This window comes from Sphingomonas lenta (assembly GCF_002288825.1).
GTDB classification, from domain to species: Bacteria; Pseudomonadota; Alphaproteobacteria; order Sphingomonadales; family Sphingomonadaceae; genus Sphingomonas; species Sphingomonas lenta.
Genome location: NZ_NSLI01000001.1, coordinates 185,660 through 201,768, shown reverse-complemented (window position 1 = coordinate 201,768; position 16,109 = coordinate 185,660). Strand labels below are relative to the sequence as shown.

The following is a 16,109-nucleotide window of genomic DNA, read 5'->3' as shown; positions in this document are numbered from 1 at the left end:
AAAGGAACCGGGAAGGTGACCGGCGGTTAACCAGATCACCGGTTTTCCCAAGGAGTCCCACGTAGATGTCGCACATTCCCGCCAGCAAGATGCCCCACGCGCATGCCGAAGGTGACACGATCGACGAGCAGCCGCCGCAGCCGAATAACGCCCAGCCCGAGCCGGAGCCGACCACGGCCACCCCGCTGACCTCGCAGGCGCCCGCCACCGCGACCGGCAACCGCGAGGGTAGCAGCGCGGACGAGACGGCGCGCGACGCGGGCGCGCCGCAGGCGGCGGGCGGCGCGACCGCCCAGCCGGCGGTGGACGGCACGGTGACGGCTCAGGGCGAGAACGCGGACGCCGGGTCGGACGCGACCTCCACGGCCTCCAAGGTCCGCAGCGGCCTGCGCTCGCGCACCGGCATCGCGGCGCTGGCGATCGGCGGCCTCGCAATTGCGGGCGGCATCGCCGCCGCGCTCTTCCCGCGCGGTCAGGCGAAGGATGAAGGCAAGAGCAAGAAGCGGCGGCGGAAGAAGAGCTAAGCGCCCGCCTTGAACAGCGTCCCGCCGGTCAACGGCTCCGGTACGCCGGTCGTGCCGGGAAAGCTGATCGGCAGGCCCTTGAGGCTCCGCACGGCCATATAGGCGAAGCCTTCCGCCTCCACCGCGTCGCCGTTCCAGCCCAGCGCCTCCGCCGGCTCGGGCGTCAGGCCGGTGTAGGACGCGATCATTCGCAGCATCGTCGGGTTGTGGCGACCCCCGCCGGCGACGAGCAGGCGCTTGGGCCGCGCCGGCAGGTGCTCGAAGGCGGCGGCGACGCTGGCGGCGGTGAAGGCGGTGAGCGTGGCCGCGCCGTCCGCCGCCGACAGGCCGCGCGCGGGCTGGATCGTGAAATCGTTGCGGTCGAGCGACTTGGGTGCGGGCAGGTCGAAATACGGGTGGTCGAGCATCGCGGCGAGCACGTCCTCGCGGACCCGGCCCGCCGCGGCGAGCGCGCCGTCGGCGTCGTAACGCGCGCCCGTCTCCGCCTCGACCCAGGAGTCGATCAGGCCGTTGGCGGGGCCAGTATCGAACGCGACGAGCCGGTCGCCGTCGATGAAGGTGACGTTGGCGACGCCGCCCAGGTTGAGCACCGCCACCGGCTGCTCGAGCCCGCCCGCCAGCGCGCGATGGTAGACGGGGAGCAACGGCGCCCCCTGCCCTCCCGCGGCGACGTCGGCGGAGCGGAGGTCGGCGACGACGTCGATGCGGAGCGCCCGGGCGAGCGCGTCGCCGTCGCCGATCTGCCACGTCCAGCCGCGATCGGGCCGGTGCGCGACGGTCTGGCCGTGGAAGCCGACGACGCCGACTTGGTCGGGCGACACCTCCGCCTGCTTCAGCAGCTTGTGGACGGCGAAGCTGTGCGTGCGCGTGATGAGCTCGGTCGCGGCGACGATCTCCGGACTGGGGCGCGGGCGGTCATAGGTGAGCGCGAGCGCGGTGGCTTCGGCGAGCTGCTGGCGGGCGGCGTCGGAATAGGGCTCGCCGCGGAACGCGATCGGGCGGACGAAACCCTCGCCGTCGGTCTCGATCAGCGCGGCGTCGACGCCGTCGAGCGAGGTGCCGGACATCAGGCCGATCGCGAGCATCTTGTCGGGCACAGTTTCAACCTTTCTCCGTCACCCCGGGCAGGGGACCCCAGCAAAGTACTACTTTGCTGGGAACCCTGACCCGGGGTCCATGCGCGGCACCTCTGTTCGCGACCGCGCTCTCGATCAAGCGGACGCGCATGGATGCCGGATCAAGTCCGGCGTGACGAGGGATAGTTAAGGCGGACCGGAGGCCGGCTGGAAAAATCCCGCACCCTCCACTATGTGCGCGCGCTCCCATGGCCACCGTCCTCCCCTCCCCGCCGCGCGTCGGCATGGTTTCGCTCGGCTGTCCGAAGAACCTCGTCGACTCCGAGCGCATCCTCGGGCGCCTGCGCGCCGACGGCTATACGATGTCGCCCGACTATCAGGGCGCGGACGTGGTGCTGGTGAACACCTGCGGTTTCCTCGACAGCGCCAAGGAGGAGAGCCTGGAGGCGATCGGCGAGGCGATCGCGGAGAACGGGCGCGTCATCGTCACCGGCTGCATGGGCAAGGAGGCGGAAGTCATCCGCGCCAAGTTCCCGCAGGTCCTCGCCGTCACGGGCGCACACCAGTACGAGCAAGTGGTGGAGGCGGTGCACGAGGCCGCCCCGCCCGCGCGCTCGCCTTACCTCGATCTGGTGCCCGGCGGCGCGGTCGAGGATACCGGCCTCAAGCTCACGCCCCGGCACTACAGCTACCTGAAGATCTCGGAGGGCTGCAACCACCGCTGCTCCTTCTGCATCATCCCCTCGCTTCGCGGCGACCTCGCCAGCCGGCGGCCGGACGCGATCCTGCGCGAGGCGGAGAAGCTGGTCGCGGCCGGCACGCGCGAGCTGCTGGTGATCAGCCAGGACACGTCGGCGTACGGCGTCGATATCCGCAACGAGCCGCGGATGTGGCAAGGCCGCGAGGTCTGGCCGCACATGACCGACCTCGCGCGCGAGCTGGGGCGGATCGCGCCCTGGGTGCGCCTGCACTATGTCTACCCCTACCCGCACGTCGATCAGGTCATCCCGCTGATGGCCGAGGGACTGGTGCTGCCGTACCTCGACATCCCGTTCCAGCACGCCTCGCCGGCGGTGCTCAGGCGCATGAAGCGGCCGGCGAACGACGCCAAGGTCCTGGAGCGCGTCCGCGGCTGGCGTAGCGTGTGCCCGGACATCGCGATCCGGTCGAGCTTCGTGGTCGGTTTTCCCGGCGAGACGGAGGAGGACTTCCGGTACCTCCTCGACTGGCTCGACGAGGCGCAACTCGACCGCGTGGGCGCGTTCCGCTTCGAGCCGGTGGAGGGCGCGGCGGCGAACGACCTGCCCGACCATGTGCCCGAGGAGGTGAAGGAGGAGCGCTACGCCCGCGTGATGGAGCGCACGGCGGCGATCTCCGCGGCGAAGCTGCAGGCGAAGGTCGGGCGGATGCTGGACGTGATCGTCGACGAGGTAGGCGACGAGGGTGCGACGGGGCGGAGCCAGGCGGACGCGCCGGACATCGACGGGCAGGTGTTCCTGCGCGACGCGGGGCACCTCCAGGTCGGCGACATCGTGCGCGTGGAGATCGAGGACGCGGACGAGCACGACCTGTATGGGGTTCCCGCTTCTATCTAGCCCTTCCCCGGCGAAGGCCGGGGCCCAGCTAGGGCCATATCGCGATCGAGAGTGTCCACCTACAACGGCCATCGTGACTGGGCCCCGGCCTTCGCCGGGGAGGGAGCGATATGAAGGCTCGTGCTTGCCGTTCCGGCGGCGGTCTTGCACAAACCGGGGCCATGAACCCCTACCGCCTCGCGCTCGCGCTTCCGCTCGCCTTCCTTGCCGCCCCCGCCCTCGCCCAGCAGCTCAGCCCTGAGGAGGCCGCCGCCGTCGACCGGCTGGTCACGATGACGCTCGCCGACACGGGCGTGCCCTCGGCGTCCGTGGCGATCGTACGCGGGGGCGAGACGGTGTTCACCAAAGCGTACGGCAAGCAATCGGAGCGGGCTGGCGCGGCGGACGCGAAGGCGATCTACCCGATCGCGTCCATCTCCAAGCAGTTCGTCGCCGCGGTGCTCCAGCAGCTGGAGAATGAGGGTAAGCTGTCGCTCGACGACCGGGTCGCGAAATACGTGCCCGACGTGAGCGGGGCGGATCGGATCACGATCCGGCAGCTGCTGGCGCACACCTCCGGCCTGCAGGATTACTGGCCGCAGGACTACAGCTTCGCGGCCATGTCGACCGCGACCAAACCGCAGGGCATCATCGACCGCTGGGGCAAGAAGCCGCTCGACTTCGAGCCGGGCGCGCAGTGGCAGTACTCCAACACCGGCTATGTCGTCGCCGGCCAGATCGCGAGCAAGGTGACGGGCAAGCCGATCGTGCAGCTTATGCAGGAGCGGTTGCTCAAGCCGCTCGGCATCCGTGCGGTGGATCAGGATGACGCCGTCGGGCCGGGCCATCCGCAGGGCTATCAGCGCTTCGCGCTCGGGCCGGTGCGGCTCGAGCCGCCGGCGGCGCGGGGATGGCTGTACGCGGCGGGCGACCTGGCGATGTCGGCGGGCGACCTCGCCAAGTGGAATATCGCACGGCTCAACCGCGCCGCGCCGCTCACGCCTGACGACTGGGCGGAGCAGGAGACCCCCGTCAAGCTGACGAACGGCGAGAGCAGCGGATACGGACTCGGCGTCGTCGCGGGCAATCGCGACGGGCGTCGCACGATCGAGCATTCGGGCGGCGCGGTCGGCTTTCTGCTGCAGAACATGGTCTTTCCCGACCAGAAGGCGGCGGTGACGGTGCTGACCAATGGCTCCTTCTCCGACACGAGCACGCGGATCGCGACGGGGCTCGCGCGCGTCGTGCTGCCGCCGACCAACGCGGAGGACGCCGCGGTGTTGACGGCGGCGCGGACGCTGTTCGACCAGCTGCGGCGGGGGCAGCCGGACGCGGGCCGGCTGACGGAGAACGCCCGCTTCTATTTCACGCCCGCGGCGCTCGCGGACTATCGCCAGAGCTTGAGCGCGTTGGGCGAGCCGACGAGCTTCACGCAGGCGGGCCGCGCGTCGTTGCGCGGCGGGTTCGTGCAACGGCGGTTCCGCGTGACCTACCCGAACCGGACGCTCGCCATCTCCACGTTCGCCGAGCCGGGATCGAATGGGCGGTGGGAACAGTTCATGGTCTCGCCGACCCAATGATCGACTTCTCCCAGCTCCTCCGGCCCGATCGCGGCGAACAGGCCCGCACCATCACGCTCGTCGACCCGGCGGCGCATGAGGAGTGGCTGGCGGCCCAGCCCAACGCCGTGCGTGACGCGGCGGAGATGCACCGCTTCTCGGCGAAGGACGGCACGCACCTCTTGGTGCCGAGCCCGGGGTCGGACCCGTGGCGCGTCGTGGCGGGCGTGAAGGACCGGACCTCGCCCTGGGCGCTCGCCAAACTGGCGCAGTCGCTGCCGCCGGGCCTGTACCGCATCGCCGGCGACAGCCCGCCCGCTTTGGGCTGGCTCCTCGCGCAGTACCGATTCGAGCGCTACCGCAGGAGCGACGACGCGGAGCCTCGCGTGCTGCTGACGGGCGACGCCGCGGGCATCGACGAGACGGTGCGCCAGGCGGAGGCGGTGGCGCGCGTGCGCGACCTGGTCAACACCGCCGCCGCCGACCTCGGCCCCGCCGAGCTGGAGGCGGAGACGGAGGCGCTGGCGCAGGCGTTCGGCGCGAGCACGGCGGTGACGCGCGGCGATACGCTGGCGAGCGACTATCCGATGATCCACGCGGTCGGCCAGGCGGCGCTGCCCGCGCGCTCGCCCCGGCTGATCGAGCTGGAATGGGGCGACCCGACCGCGCCCCGCGTCGCGATCGTCGGCAAGGGCGTGTGCTTCGACACGGGCGGGCTCGACATCAAGCCGTCGTCGGCGATGCGGCTGATGAAGAAGGACATGGGCGGTGCCGCGCACGCGTTGGGGCTGGCGCGGCTGATCATGGGCGCGAAGCTGCCGGTGCGGCTGCACCTGCTGATCCCGGCGGTCGAGAATGCCGTATCGGCGGCGAGCTTCCGGCCGGGCGACGTGCTCAAGACACGCAAGGGGCTGACGGTCGAGAACACGAACACCGACGCCGAGGGACGGCTGATCCTGGGCGACGCGCTCACCAAGGCGGCGGAGGGGTCGCCCGCGCTGATCTTAGACTTCGCGACGCTGACGGGTGCGGCGCGCGTGGCGCTGGGGCCGGACCTGCCTGCCACGTTCGCGAACGACGAAGCCTTGGCGGCCGAGCTGCTCGCGGCGGGCGCGGCGGTGGAGGACCCGCTGTGGCGGCTGCCGCTGTGGGACGGTTACGACGACATGCTGAAGTCGGACGTGGCCGACATGGTCAACGCGCCGGAAGGCGGCATGGCGGGCGCGATCACCGCGGCCCTGTTCCTCCGGCGGTTCGTGCCGGAGGGCGTGGCCTGGGCGCATCTCGACACGTTCGCGTGGCGGCAGGCGGCGAAGCCCGGACGGCCCAAGGGCGGCGACGCGCTGGGATTGCGAGCGGCGTGGGCGCTGCTGACGCGGCGCTACGGCGCGGCGATGCAGGCGCTGCCCCCGCCCCCGGTGGCGCTGCCGCGGGGGTAAGGATTCCCTCTCCCCTCTGGGGCGCATCAGGCCGGTCATGCCCCCGGCATGACCTAAACCGTCCGGGGGACGGTTTACCTGATGCGGGTGGCCGAGCGCAGCGAGGTCGGGAGAGGGGCAGTACCGAGCGTGGTGATTGCCCCTCTCCCCAACCCTCTCCCCGGAGGGGAGAGGGAGAAGAAGGTCAGCCCAGCTTAGCCGCAGCCTCAATGATCGGCACGAACTTCGCCGCCGTCAGGCTGGCCCCGCCCACCAGCGCGCCGTCGACGTCGCCCGCCCCGAGCAGCGCGGCGGCGTTGGCGTCGTTGACCGAGCCGCCGTAGAGTAGCCGGATCGCATCCGCCTCTCCGCCCGCCAGCTCGCGCAGCCGGGCGCGGAGCGCGCCGTGCATCGCCGCCACGTCCTCCACGGTCGGCGTGCGGCCGGTGCCGATCGCCCAGATCGGCTCATAGGCGACCGACAGCCATTCCCCCGCCGCGCCTTGCGGCAGCGACCGGGCGAGCTGGTCGGTGACCACCTGCTCCGCGCGGCCCGCGTCGCGGTCCTCCAGGCTCTCGCCCACGCAGAGGATGACGGACAGGCCGGCGGCGCGCGCCGCCTCCGCCTTGCCTTTCACGTGCGCGTCGCTCTCCGCTTGGTCGGCGCGGCGTTCCGAGTGGCCGACGATCGAGAAGCGCGCGCCCACCTCGCGCACCATCACGGCGGAGATGCAGCCCGTGTGTGCGCCGCACTCGCCCTGGTGGACGTCCTGCGCGCCGATCGCGACCGCGGACACCCGTTCGACGGCCGGATTGATCAGCGTCGCCGGCACCGCGACGGCGACGTCCACGCCCGGCGTCCCCGTCGCGGCCGCCTCGATCGCGTCCAGCTCGGCCAAGGCCCCGAGCGAGCCGTTCATCTTCCAATTGCCCGCGATCAGCTTGCGACGCATGCACCCTCCCCCGTTTCCGTCCGGCTTCCGATAGCGGGGCCCCGCGGACGCACAAGCTTGAACGACCCGGAACGGGCCCGTAAAGGTCCGCGCTTCGCGTTCATCTCGATCGGTCCAGCCCGCCCATGCTCAATTCCTTCCGGCGCTTCGTCAGGTCACGCGCGGGCGCCGTCGTCGCGTTCGTCGTGCTCGGCCTGATCGCGCTCGCCTTCGCCGCGACCGACATCACGGGCCTGACGCCCGGCGGCGGCGGGGTCGCGCGCAACGACGTGGCCGAGGTGGGCGGCCAGGGCATCGGCGCGGCCGAACTGCGGCAGGTGGCGCAGAGCGAGGTGGAGGCTGTCCGCACGCGCCAGCCGACCTTCGACGTGCAGCAATATCTGGCGGCGGGCGGGCTCGACCAGACGCTGGAGCGGCTGATCGGGTCCCTGGCGCTGTTCCGCTTCGGCGAGGAACAGGGGATGGCGGTCAGCAAGCGCTCGATCGACGGCGAGATCGCGAGCATTCCGGCGCTGCGCGGGCCCACGGGGCAGTTCGATCAGACGCTCTACGAGAGCCTGTTGCGCGAGCGCGGGCTGACGGATGCGCAGATCCGGCAGGACATCGCGCGCGACCTGATGGCGCGCCGCCTGCTCGCTCCGACGCAGGGCGCGAGCCAGGTGTCGCAGCAGCTGGCGCTGCCCTACGCCGCCTTGCTGCTCGAGCGGCGGCAGGGGCAGATCGGCTTCATCCCCAACAGCGCCGCGCCCGCCGGCCCCGCGCCGACGCCGGCGGAGGTCCAGGCCTTCTATCAGCGCAACATCCCACGGTACACCGTGCCCGAGCGGCGCGTGGTCCGTTACGCGGTCGTGACGCCGGGCCAGGTCGCGGCGCGCGCGCAACCGACCGACGCGGAGATCCAGCAGGCCTACAACGCCGACCGCGCGCGCTACGCGCCGACCGAACGGCGCACGATCACGCAGGTAGTCGTGGCGGACCAGGCGGGCGCGAACGCGCTCGCGGCGCGCGTACGCGGCGGCACGAGCGTCGCCGACGCGGCGCGCGCGGCGGGGCTGGCGGCGACGACGCAGGAGGAGCTCGATCGCAACGCCTATGTCGGCATCGCCGGGCAGGCGGCGGCGCAGGCGGCGTTCTCCGCGCAAGAGGGCGCTGTGATCGGGCCGGTGCGCGGGCCGATCGGTTTCATCGTCGCGCGCGTGGACGATGTCGTCCAGGTGCCCGGCCGCACGCTGGAGCAGGTACGTTCGGAGATCGTCGCCGCGCTGACCCAGCGCAAAACGGCGGACGCGCTGGCGGAGACGCAGCAGGCGATCGACGACGCGCTCAACGACAACGCCACCTTCGACGAGATCGTCACCGACCGGCGGTTGCAGCCGACGACCACGCCGCCCCTGCTGGCGAGCGGGATCAACCCAGAGGCGCCGGCCCAGCCGGACCCGGCGCTCGGGCCGGTCGTGCAGACGGCGTTCCAGGTCGAGGCGGACGACCCGCCGCAGCTCGTGCCGACGGGCGCGGACGGCGGCTTCGCGCTGGTGGACGTGGGCCAGGTCGTGCCCGCCGCACCGCGCCCGTTGGCGCAGATCCGCGATCAGGTGGCGCGCGACCTCGTCGCCGACCGCGCGCGTCAGGCGACGCGGCGGATCGCGGCGCAGGTGGTGGCCGCGGCGGGCCGCGGCGGCACGCTCGCCCAGGCGCTGTCCGCGAGCGGGGTGAACGTGCCCGCGCCGCGCCCCGTCGACGTCACGCGTGCGCAGGTCGCCGCCCGGGCGCGCGGCGCGGAGCCGGGCCAGGTGCTGTTGTTCAGCATGGCGCCAGGCACCGCCAAGCTGCTCCAGGCGCCCGACGGCTCGGGCTACTACGTCGTCAAGCTCGACCGCTCGGTCCCGGGCGACGCGCGCGCCAACGCCGGGCTGGTGCGCGACGTCCGCGCCGATCTGGGGCGGCAGATCGGCCGCGAATACGCCGAGCAGTTCGTCCGCGCCGCGCGCGCCGCGGTGGGCGTGGAGATCGACCGCGACGCGGTGACGCGCGTGCGAAGCGACCTCGCCGGCAACAACGCGCAATGAGAAAAGTCCGGCATGACCGGAGCGAATGAGCGGGCACTAAAGGACGGCCGCCCCGTCCTGCTCTCCCGCCGGCAGGTCGCCGACACCGAAACGCCCGTCGCCGCCGCGCTCCGGCTGATGGAGCCGGGCCGGGGCGATTTCCTGCTGGAGTCGGTCGAGGGCGGCGCGATCCGCGGGCGCTACTCGCTCATGGGCCTCGCGCCCGACCTCCTGTTCCGCGCTCATGGCGAGCGAGCGGAGGTCAACCGCGACTGGCTCGCCGACCGCGGCGCGTTCCGGCCGTGCGCCCGGCCTACGCTCGACGCGCTCCGGGAACTGGTGGCGGAGTGCCGCGCGGAGGTGCCCGACGGGCTGCCGCGCGCGCTGGCCTGCCTGGTCGGCTATTTCGGCTACGAGACGGTCGGGCTGGTCGAGCGGCTGCCGCAGCCGGAGGCGGACGCGCTCGGGCTGCCGGACATGGTGTTCGTCCGCCCCACGGTGATCCTGGTGTTCGACCGGCTGGCGGACGAGCTGCACCTCGTCGCGCCCGCCTGGCCCGACCCCCGACGCGATCCGGCGGCGGTGCTCGCCCAAGCCGAGGAGCGGCTGGAGGGTGTCGCGGCGCGGCTGGCGAACACGCCCCTGCCCCCGCCCGTCCGCGCGGAGGCGGCGGAGCCCGCCTACACGCCCGCGCTCGCGCCCGGACGCTACGCCGCGATGGTGGCGCGCGCGAAGGAGTATATCGCGGCGGGCGACATCTTCCAGGTGGTGCTGGCGCAGCGCTTCTCCGCGCCGTTCGCCCTGCCGCCGTTCGAGCTGTATCGCAGCTTGCGGCGCATCAACCCGTCGCCGTTCCTATATCATCTCGACCTGCCCGGCTTCGCGCTGATCGGCTCCAGCCCGGAGATCCTGGTGCGCGCGCGCGACGGCGAGGTGACGATCCGGCCGATCGCCGGAACCCGCCCGCGCGGCCGCACCGCGGCGCAAGACGAGGCGAACCGCGCGAGCCTGCTGGACGATCCCAAGGAGCGCGCCGAGCACCTGATGCTGCTCGACTTGGGCCGCAACGACGTGGGCCGTGCGGCGCGGCCGGGCAGCGTGCGCGTGACCGACAGCTATACGGTCGAGCTGTACAGCCATGTCATGCACATCGTGTCCAACGTCGTGGGCGAGCTCGATCCCACCAAGGACGCGCTGGACGCGCTGTTCGCGGGATTTCCGGCGGGCACGGTGTCGGGCGCGCCCAAGGTGCGGGCGTGCGAGGTTATCGCGGAGCTGGAGCCGGAGCGGCGCGGCGCCTACGCGGGCGGCGTGGGGTATTTCTCGCCGGACGGGTCGATGGACTCGTGCATCGTGCTGCGGACGGCGGTGGTGAAGGACGGGACGATCCACGCGCAGGCGGGCGCGGGGATCGTGGCGGATAGCGATCCGGCATATGAGCAGCGCGAGTGTGAGGCGAAGGCGGGGGCGATATTGGCGGCGGCGTGCGACGCTGTATCGAGGGCGGGAGAGACTCGGTTCGGACAGTAGGACGCCGGGCGGCTTGGCGCGCGCCGCGCCAAGACTCGCCCAAGCCCGGCCGGCGAGCGGGCGAGCCTACTCGCCCGACTCGTTCGACGACGCGGCTTTGCCGCGGCGGGCCGTGTCTCGTCGCCGCGTCCGCCTCGTCACCCCGGACTTGTTCCGGAGTCCATCGTGGTACGCGCGCTCCGGCCGGTTCGTTGGCGCAACGATGGATGCCGGAACAAATCCGGCATGACGGTGTAAGAACGGAGGCTGTGGATAGCGCCGCGGCGAAGCCGCGTCGTCGGCCGACACGCGCGAGAGCGAGTTCGCGCGGTCGCCGGCCGGAGTTCGGCTGATCCTTGCTTAGCGCTCTGCGCTAAGCTCGGGCCTTACTCGTCCTCACCCCCCGGCACCGCTCTCTCCGCCCGCCGCTGCTCCCGCCGCCCCGCGACATAGTCGGGGCTCTGGAACGTGGCGCAGCCCGTCTGGCCGCCCGTGCCGATCGGCGAACAGGTGTTGGGCAGGCCGCCCGCGACCCGGCTCGCGTCGCGCACCACCTGCGCGCGCGCGGCCCAGGCCTGGTTCTGCGCCGGGATCGGGCCCTCGTCGCGCACCGCGGGCGGGATGCGGTAGGGGCTGCCGCCCGGTGAATAGCACACGACTACCTCGTCGGAGGTCGACGGCGGGCACGTCTCGCCCGGCTGCACGGTGACGGAGCGGATGCGCTGCGGCGTGTCGCCGGTCTGCGCGGCCGCGGGAACGGGCGTGCGTGGCCCCTCCTGAATCTGTGCTCCGTTCTGCGCCAGGACCGCCAATATCGCCAGATACATCATCGACCCGTTCTCCTTCCTGCCCCAACGTTCGGCGGGGCGGCTTGCTCCGCGATGGACCGGCGTTCGTCGCAGGGCAACGACCCATTGCGCATGCCCGGCTATAGCTTTAGCCGATCGCCCCATGATCCTCGTGATCGACAACTACGACAGCTTCACCTGGAACCTCGTCCACTACCTTATGGAGCTGGGCGCGGAGGTGGAGGTCGTGCGCAACGACGCGATCTCCGCGGGGCAAGCCTTGTCCAGCGGCGCGAGCGCGTTCCTGATCTCGCCCGGCCCCAAGACCCCGGACGAGGCGGGCGTCAGCCTCGACCTCGTCGCCGCGTGCGCGGACCAGGGACGGCCGCTGCTCGGCGTCTGCCTCGGCCACCAGGCGATCGGGCAGCATTTCGGCGGACGAGTCAAGCGCGGGCACCTGATGCACGGCAAGACCAGCCCCGTGCTTCACGACGGCACCGGCCTGTTCCGCGACCTGCCGAGCCCCTTCCAGGCGACGCGCTACCACTCGCTGGTGGTGAACGACGTGCCCGACGCGCTCACCGTGAACGCGCGCTCGGAGGACGGGGCGGTCATGGGCTTCCGGCACGCCACGCTGCCCATCCACGGCGTCCAGTTCCATCCGGAGTCGATCGCGACCGAGCACGGGCACGCGATGCTGGCGAACTTCCTGCGCGAGGCGGGCGTGAAATTGAAGGAGCGCGCGTGACCTCGCTCGCGCTGCTGCCCGATCCGTCCACGCCGCTCTCGCGCGAGTCCGCGCGTCAGGCGTTCGCCGACATCCTCGACGGGCGGGCGTCGGAACAGGGCATCGCCGAGTTCCTCGTCCGCCTCTCCGACCGCGGCGAGACGTCGTTGGAGATCGCGGAGGCGGCGCGGTCCTTGCGCGAGCGGCTGATCCCCATCGACGCGCCCGCGGGCGCGATCGACGTGTGCGGGACGGGCGGCGACGGGCACCATACGCTTAACGTCTCGACGGCGGTCGCGCTGGTGGTCGCGGCGGCGGGCGTGCCGGTGGCGAAACACGGCAACCGCGCCGCGAGCAGCAAGGCGGGCGCGGCCGACACGTTGGAGGCTTTAGGGCTCGACATGGCGCGCGCAGGCGCGACGGCGGAGGGCTCGCTAAGGGATCTTGGCATCTGCTTCCTGTTCGCCGCCAACCACCACCCCGCGATGCGGCGCATCCAGCCGATCCGGCAGCGGCTGGGGCGGCGGACGATCTTCAACCTCATGGGCCCGCTCGCCAACCCGGCGCACGTCACGCGCCAGCTGCTCGGCATCGCTCGGCCCGACTACGCGCCCGTGTTCGCCGAGGCGCTGACGCAGTTGGGTACGGAGGCGGCGCTGGTGGTGTCGGGCGAGGAGGCGGTCGACGAGGTGTCCGGCGCGGGACCCACGGTTGTGGTGTCCGTGGGTTCGGTCAGCCTGCCTGAACACGTCGCGCCGGAGGACGCCGGTCTGCCGCGCCACCCGATCAGCGCGATCCGCGGCGGCGACGCCTATGAAAATGCCGCCGCGCTCCGCCGTCTGTTGAACGGCGGTGACGGCGCGTACCGCGACGCGGTGCTGCTCAACGCCGCCGCTGCGCTGGTCGTGGCGGGGCGCACAGCCGACTTGCGGCAAGGCGCGGAGATCGCGGCGGGCGCGCTCGACGGCGGCGCGGCGGGGCGGCTGCTCGATGCGTGGATCGCCTACGGGTGACGATCCTCGACCGTATCCTGGAGACCAAGCGCGAGGAGGTCGCCGAGCGCCGCGCGCGCGTGTCGCTGGCCGAACTAGACCACCGCATCGCCCAAGAAGGGCCGCCCCGCGGCTTCAGGGCGGCGCTCGACTGGCGCAGCGCGGACGGTTACGCGCTCATCGCCGAGGTCAAGCGCGCCAGCCCGTCCAAAGGGCTGATCCGCCCCGACTTTGACCCGCCCGCGCACGCGCGCGCTTATGTGGAGGGCGGGGCCGCGTGCCTGTCGGTGCTCACCGACGAGCGGTATTTTCAGGGCTCGGACGACTATCTCGTCGCCGCCCGTGCTGCGGTCCCCCTGCCCGCGATCCGCAAGGATTTCCTGATCGACCCGTGGCAGGTCGCCGAGTCCCGCGCGCTCGGCGCGGATGCGGTGCTGCTGATCATGGCGGCGCTCGACGACGCGGCCGCCGCCGAGATCGAGGCGGCGGCGCTGGAGCTGGGCATGGACGTGCTCGTCGAGGTGCACGACCGCGACGAGATGGATCGTGCGGCGCGGCTCCGGTCGCGGCTGATCGGTGTGAACAACCGCGACCTGCGCACCTTCACCGTCGACTTCGCCAGGACCTACGAGCTCGTCGCGCACGCACCCGAAGGCTGCACCTTCATCGCCGAGAGCGGCCTCACGACGCGCGCCGACCTGGACGCGATGGCCGAGCACGGCATCCGCTGCTTCCTAATTGGCGAGAGCCTGATGCGGCAGCCGGACGTCGCCGCCGCGACGCGGGCGCTGGTGGGATGAGCGGGCTCACCCACCTCGACGAGAGCGGCGCGGCGCGGATGGTGGACGTCGCCGGCAAAGCGATCACCCGGCGCGAGGCGACCGCGACCGGACGGATCACCATGTCGCCGCAAGCCGCCGCCGCGATCCGCGAGGGCGCGGTGAAGAAGGGCGACGTGCTCGCCGTCGCGCGCGTGGCCGGGATCATGGGGGCCAAGCGCACGAGCGATCTGATCCCGCTCTGCCATCCGCTGCCGCTGACCTCGGTCACGCTCGACGTCGTGCCTGACGACACGGGCGTCACCGCCAACGCCACCGTTTCGACCGACGGCAAGACGGGCGTGGAGATGGAGGCGCTGACCGCCGTCTCCGTCGCGCTGCTCACGATCTACGACATGGCCAAGGCGCTCGACCGCGGCATGGAGATCGGCGGCGTGCGCCTTCTCGCCAAGTCGGGCGGGCGGTCCGGGGACTGGACAGCGGATTGATCCGATATATTAGGCGCGCGCTTCGCCGTCCCTCCCCGAGCCGCCCTTCATGATCCTTTCACCACAGGCCGAGGTCTCCGCGACCGAGCGCGAGCGGGGATTGCGCAACCTGCTGATCGACGCCGCCTTCGCGACCGCGATCGGCGCGTTGAATTCCGGCGTGGTGCTGCTCGCGCTCGCGATCCACATCGGCGCGAGCAACCTGCAGATCGGCGTCCTTGCCGCTATCCCGCTCCTTACCCAGATCCTGCAAGCGCCCGCGGTGACGCTGGTCGAGCGCGTTCGGCGACGGCGGCTCATCTCGGTCGCATGCGTCTTCACCGCCAGGCTGGCGCTGCCGATCTACGCGCTCGTCCCCTTCATCCCCGACCGCGACGCGGCCGCCGCTGTGCTGATCCTGGCGGCGCTGATCCATTACGGGCTGAACGCGGTGGGCTCGTGCAGCTGGAACAGCTGGATGCGCGACCTCCTGCCGCAGGATCGGCTGGGCGCCTTCTTCTCGCGGCGCAACCTGTACGGGACGGCCGTAAGCGCGGCGGCGACGGTGGGCGCGGCCTGGGCGTTGCAGCGCGCGACGGGGTCGGAAGCGGCGGGCGACCGCGTCTACGCGTCGCTCTACGCCGTCGGCTTCCTGTGCGGGCTGGTCAGCACCGCCGCGCTCGCGCGCGTGCCCGAACCGCGCATGCCGTCGCCGGCCGGCGCGCCCTCGCTGCGCCGCCTGCTCCTGCAGCCTCTGCGCGACGTAAACTTCCAGCGCGTGCTCCGCTATCTCGCAAGCTGGCAGTTCGCGGTGAACCTCGCCACGCCGTTCTTCACCGTCTATTTCGTGCGCGAGCTCGGTTTCAGCATGGGCTTCGTGCTGATCCTGTCGGTGGTGAGCCAGCTCGCGAACGTCGCGGTGGTGCGCGGCTGGGGACGGCTGTCCGACCGGTTCGCGAACAAGTCGGTCCTCGCGGTCGCCTCGCCGCTCTACCTCCTCTGCATCGCCGCCATGGCGTTCGCGAGCGAGTTCGAGGGTGCATGGACCCGTGCGGGCTATCTGGTGCTGCTGCACGTTCTCATGGGCGCGGCGCAGGCGGGCGTGGGGCTGGCGACGAACAATATCGTCATCAAGCTGAGCCCTGCGGGCGCCGCCACCGGGTACATGGCGACCAACGCGCTGGTGGGCGCGCTCGCGTCCGGCACAGCGCCGATCGTCGGCGGCTGGCTCACCGATTTCTTCGCGCGCCGTCAGCTCACCCTGTCGCTCGACTGGACGGGGCCGAGCGGCACGGCCGAGCTGTTCGGCGTGGGCGTGGCGCACTGGGAGTTCTTTTTCCTGCTTGCCGCCGCGCTCGGCCTGTACGCGCTCCACCGGCTGGCGGCGGTCGACGAGCCGGGTTCGGTCGAGGGCCGCGAGGTCGTCGACCACATCGTCGCTCAGGCGCGCTACAACCTTCGCAACGCTTCCTCGGTGGCGGGCGTGCGCCAGGCGCTCGCCTTCCCGGCGGGCGCGCTCATCAAATCGCGCGAGGGCACGCGCTTCGTGCTGGAGTCGCTGTTCGAGCGCCACCGCGACGTGAAGCAGCCCGCGGCCGCGTCGGAGGCGGTCGGCACGCTGCTCGACGCGACATTCGAGCCGATCCCGGACGACGAATTCGAGGCGTTGCTCAGGAAGCTCGACGAGCGGAGCTGACGC

14 protein-coding genes are annotated in these 16,109 nt (G+C 72.0%); 11 read left to right on the top strand and 3 right to left on the bottom strand.

Annotation, left to right across the window (positions count from 1 at the left end; translation table 11 throughout):
* Window positions 1-65 precede the first annotated feature (65 nt).
* Entirely contained in the window at window positions 66-524 is a 459-nt protein-coding gene (locus CKY28_RS00940; protein WP_095996460.1) for a hypothetical protein, read from the top strand.
* Here the strand turns inward: CKY28_RS00940 and CKY28_RS00935 are convergent.
* Window positions 521-1,609 carry an anhydro-N-acetylmuramic acid kinase gene (locus CKY28_RS00935; protein WP_095996877.1) on the bottom strand — a complete coding sequence of 363 codons (1,089 nt, stop codon included), beginning with the start codon at window positions 1,607-1,609 and terminating at the stop codon, window positions 521-523. The two genes, CKY28_RS00940 and CKY28_RS00935, sit on opposite strands and share 4 nt — an antisense overlap.
* Before the next feature lie 239 nt (window positions 1,610-1,848).
* Here CKY28_RS00935 and rimO point away from each other — a divergent pair, with 239 nt between their 5' ends.
* The 3 genes from rimO to CKY28_RS00920 all read left to right on the top strand — a co-directional run bounded on the left by rimO (window position 1,849) and on the right by CKY28_RS00920 (window position 6,172).
* Window positions 1,849-3,195 carry a 30S ribosomal protein S12 methylthiotransferase RimO gene (rimO, locus tag CKY28_RS00930; RefSeq protein ID WP_095996459.1) on the top strand — a complete coding sequence of 449 codons (1,347 nt, stop codon included), beginning with the start codon at window positions 1,849-1,851 and terminating at the stop codon, window positions 3,193-3,195.
* 161 nt (window positions 3,196-3,356) lie between these two features.
* Window positions 3,357-4,754, top strand: a complete 1,398-nt coding sequence (locus tag CKY28_RS00925; protein WP_095996458.1) for a serine hydrolase domain-containing protein — start codon at window positions 3,357-3,359, stop codon at window positions 4,752-4,754.
* On the top strand, window positions 4,751-6,172 hold the full coding sequence (locus CKY28_RS00920) for a leucyl aminopeptidase family protein (RefSeq protein ID WP_095996457.1): 1,422 nt from the start codon (window positions 4,751-4,753) through the stop codon (window positions 6,170-6,172). The genes CKY28_RS00925 and CKY28_RS00920 overlap by 4 nt, the downstream gene beginning before the upstream one ends.
* 184 nt (window positions 6,173-6,356) lie before the next feature.
* Here CKY28_RS00920 and tpiA read toward each other — a convergent pair whose 3' ends face one another.
* Complete coding sequence (gene tpiA, locus CKY28_RS00915) at window positions 6,357-7,103, bottom strand: triose-phosphate isomerase (protein WP_095996456.1); 747 nt, start codon at window positions 7,101-7,103, stop codon at window positions 6,357-6,359.
* A 125-nt stretch (window positions 7,104-7,228) separates the two neighbouring features.
* Between tpiA and CKY28_RS00910 the strand changes: the two genes are divergently transcribed.
* Both CKY28_RS00910 and CKY28_RS00905 read left to right on the top strand, forming a co-directional pair.
* Entirely contained in the window at window positions 7,229-9,169 is a 1,941-nt protein-coding gene (locus tag CKY28_RS00910; RefSeq protein WP_095996455.1) for a peptidylprolyl isomerase, read from the top strand.
* 12 nt (window positions 9,170-9,181) lie between these two features.
* Window positions 9,182-10,678 carry an anthranilate synthase component I family protein gene (locus tag CKY28_RS00905; RefSeq protein WP_095996454.1) on the top strand — a complete coding sequence of 499 codons (1,497 nt, stop codon included), beginning with the start codon at window positions 9,182-9,184 and terminating at the stop codon, window positions 10,676-10,678.
* A 365-nt stretch (window positions 10,679-11,043) separates the two neighbouring features.
* Here CKY28_RS00905 and CKY28_RS00900 read toward each other — a convergent pair whose 3' ends face one another.
* Complete coding sequence (locus CKY28_RS00900; protein ID WP_095996453.1) at window positions 11,044-11,487, bottom strand: hypothetical protein; 444 nt, start codon at window positions 11,485-11,487, stop codon at window positions 11,044-11,046.
* A 121-nt stretch (window positions 11,488-11,608) separates the two neighbouring features.
* Between CKY28_RS00900 and CKY28_RS00895 the strand changes: the two genes are divergently transcribed.
* Genes CKY28_RS00895 through CKY28_RS00875 form a run of 5 tightly spaced genes read left to right on the top strand, consistent with a single transcriptional unit; the run spans window position 11,609 to window position 16,106 of the window.
* Window positions 11,609-12,193: an anthranilate synthase component II gene (locus CKY28_RS00895; RefSeq protein WP_095996452.1), complete on the top strand. Its 585-nt coding sequence runs from the start codon at window positions 11,609-11,611 to the stop codon at window positions 12,191-12,193.
* A complete protein-coding gene (trpD, locus tag CKY28_RS00890; protein ID WP_095996451.1) occupies window positions 12,190-13,185 on the top strand; it encodes an anthranilate phosphoribosyltransferase in 996 nt (331 codons plus the stop codon). Before CKY28_RS00895 ends, trpD begins: the two co-directional genes overlap by 4 nt.
* A complete protein-coding gene (gene trpC / locus CKY28_RS00885) occupies window positions 13,182-13,964 on the top strand; it encodes an indole-3-glycerol phosphate synthase TrpC (RefSeq protein WP_095996450.1) in 783 nt (260 codons plus the stop codon). Before trpD ends, trpC begins: the two co-directional genes overlap by 4 nt.
* Window positions 13,961-14,431 (top strand): cyclic pyranopterin monophosphate synthase MoaC, encoded by a 471-nt coding sequence (gene moaC, locus CKY28_RS00880; RefSeq protein WP_095996449.1) that lies wholly within the window; start codon window positions 13,961-13,963, stop codon window positions 14,429-14,431. Before trpC ends, moaC begins: the two co-directional genes overlap by 4 nt.
* A 49-nt stretch (window positions 14,432-14,480) precedes the next feature.
* The gene (locus tag CKY28_RS00875) at window positions 14,481-16,106 is read left to right on the top strand and encodes an MFS transporter (RefSeq protein WP_095996448.1); all 1,626 of its coding nucleotides are present in this window, start codon (window positions 14,481-14,483) and stop codon (window positions 16,104-16,106) included.
* The last annotated feature ends 3 nt before the right edge of the window (window positions 16,107-16,109 follow it).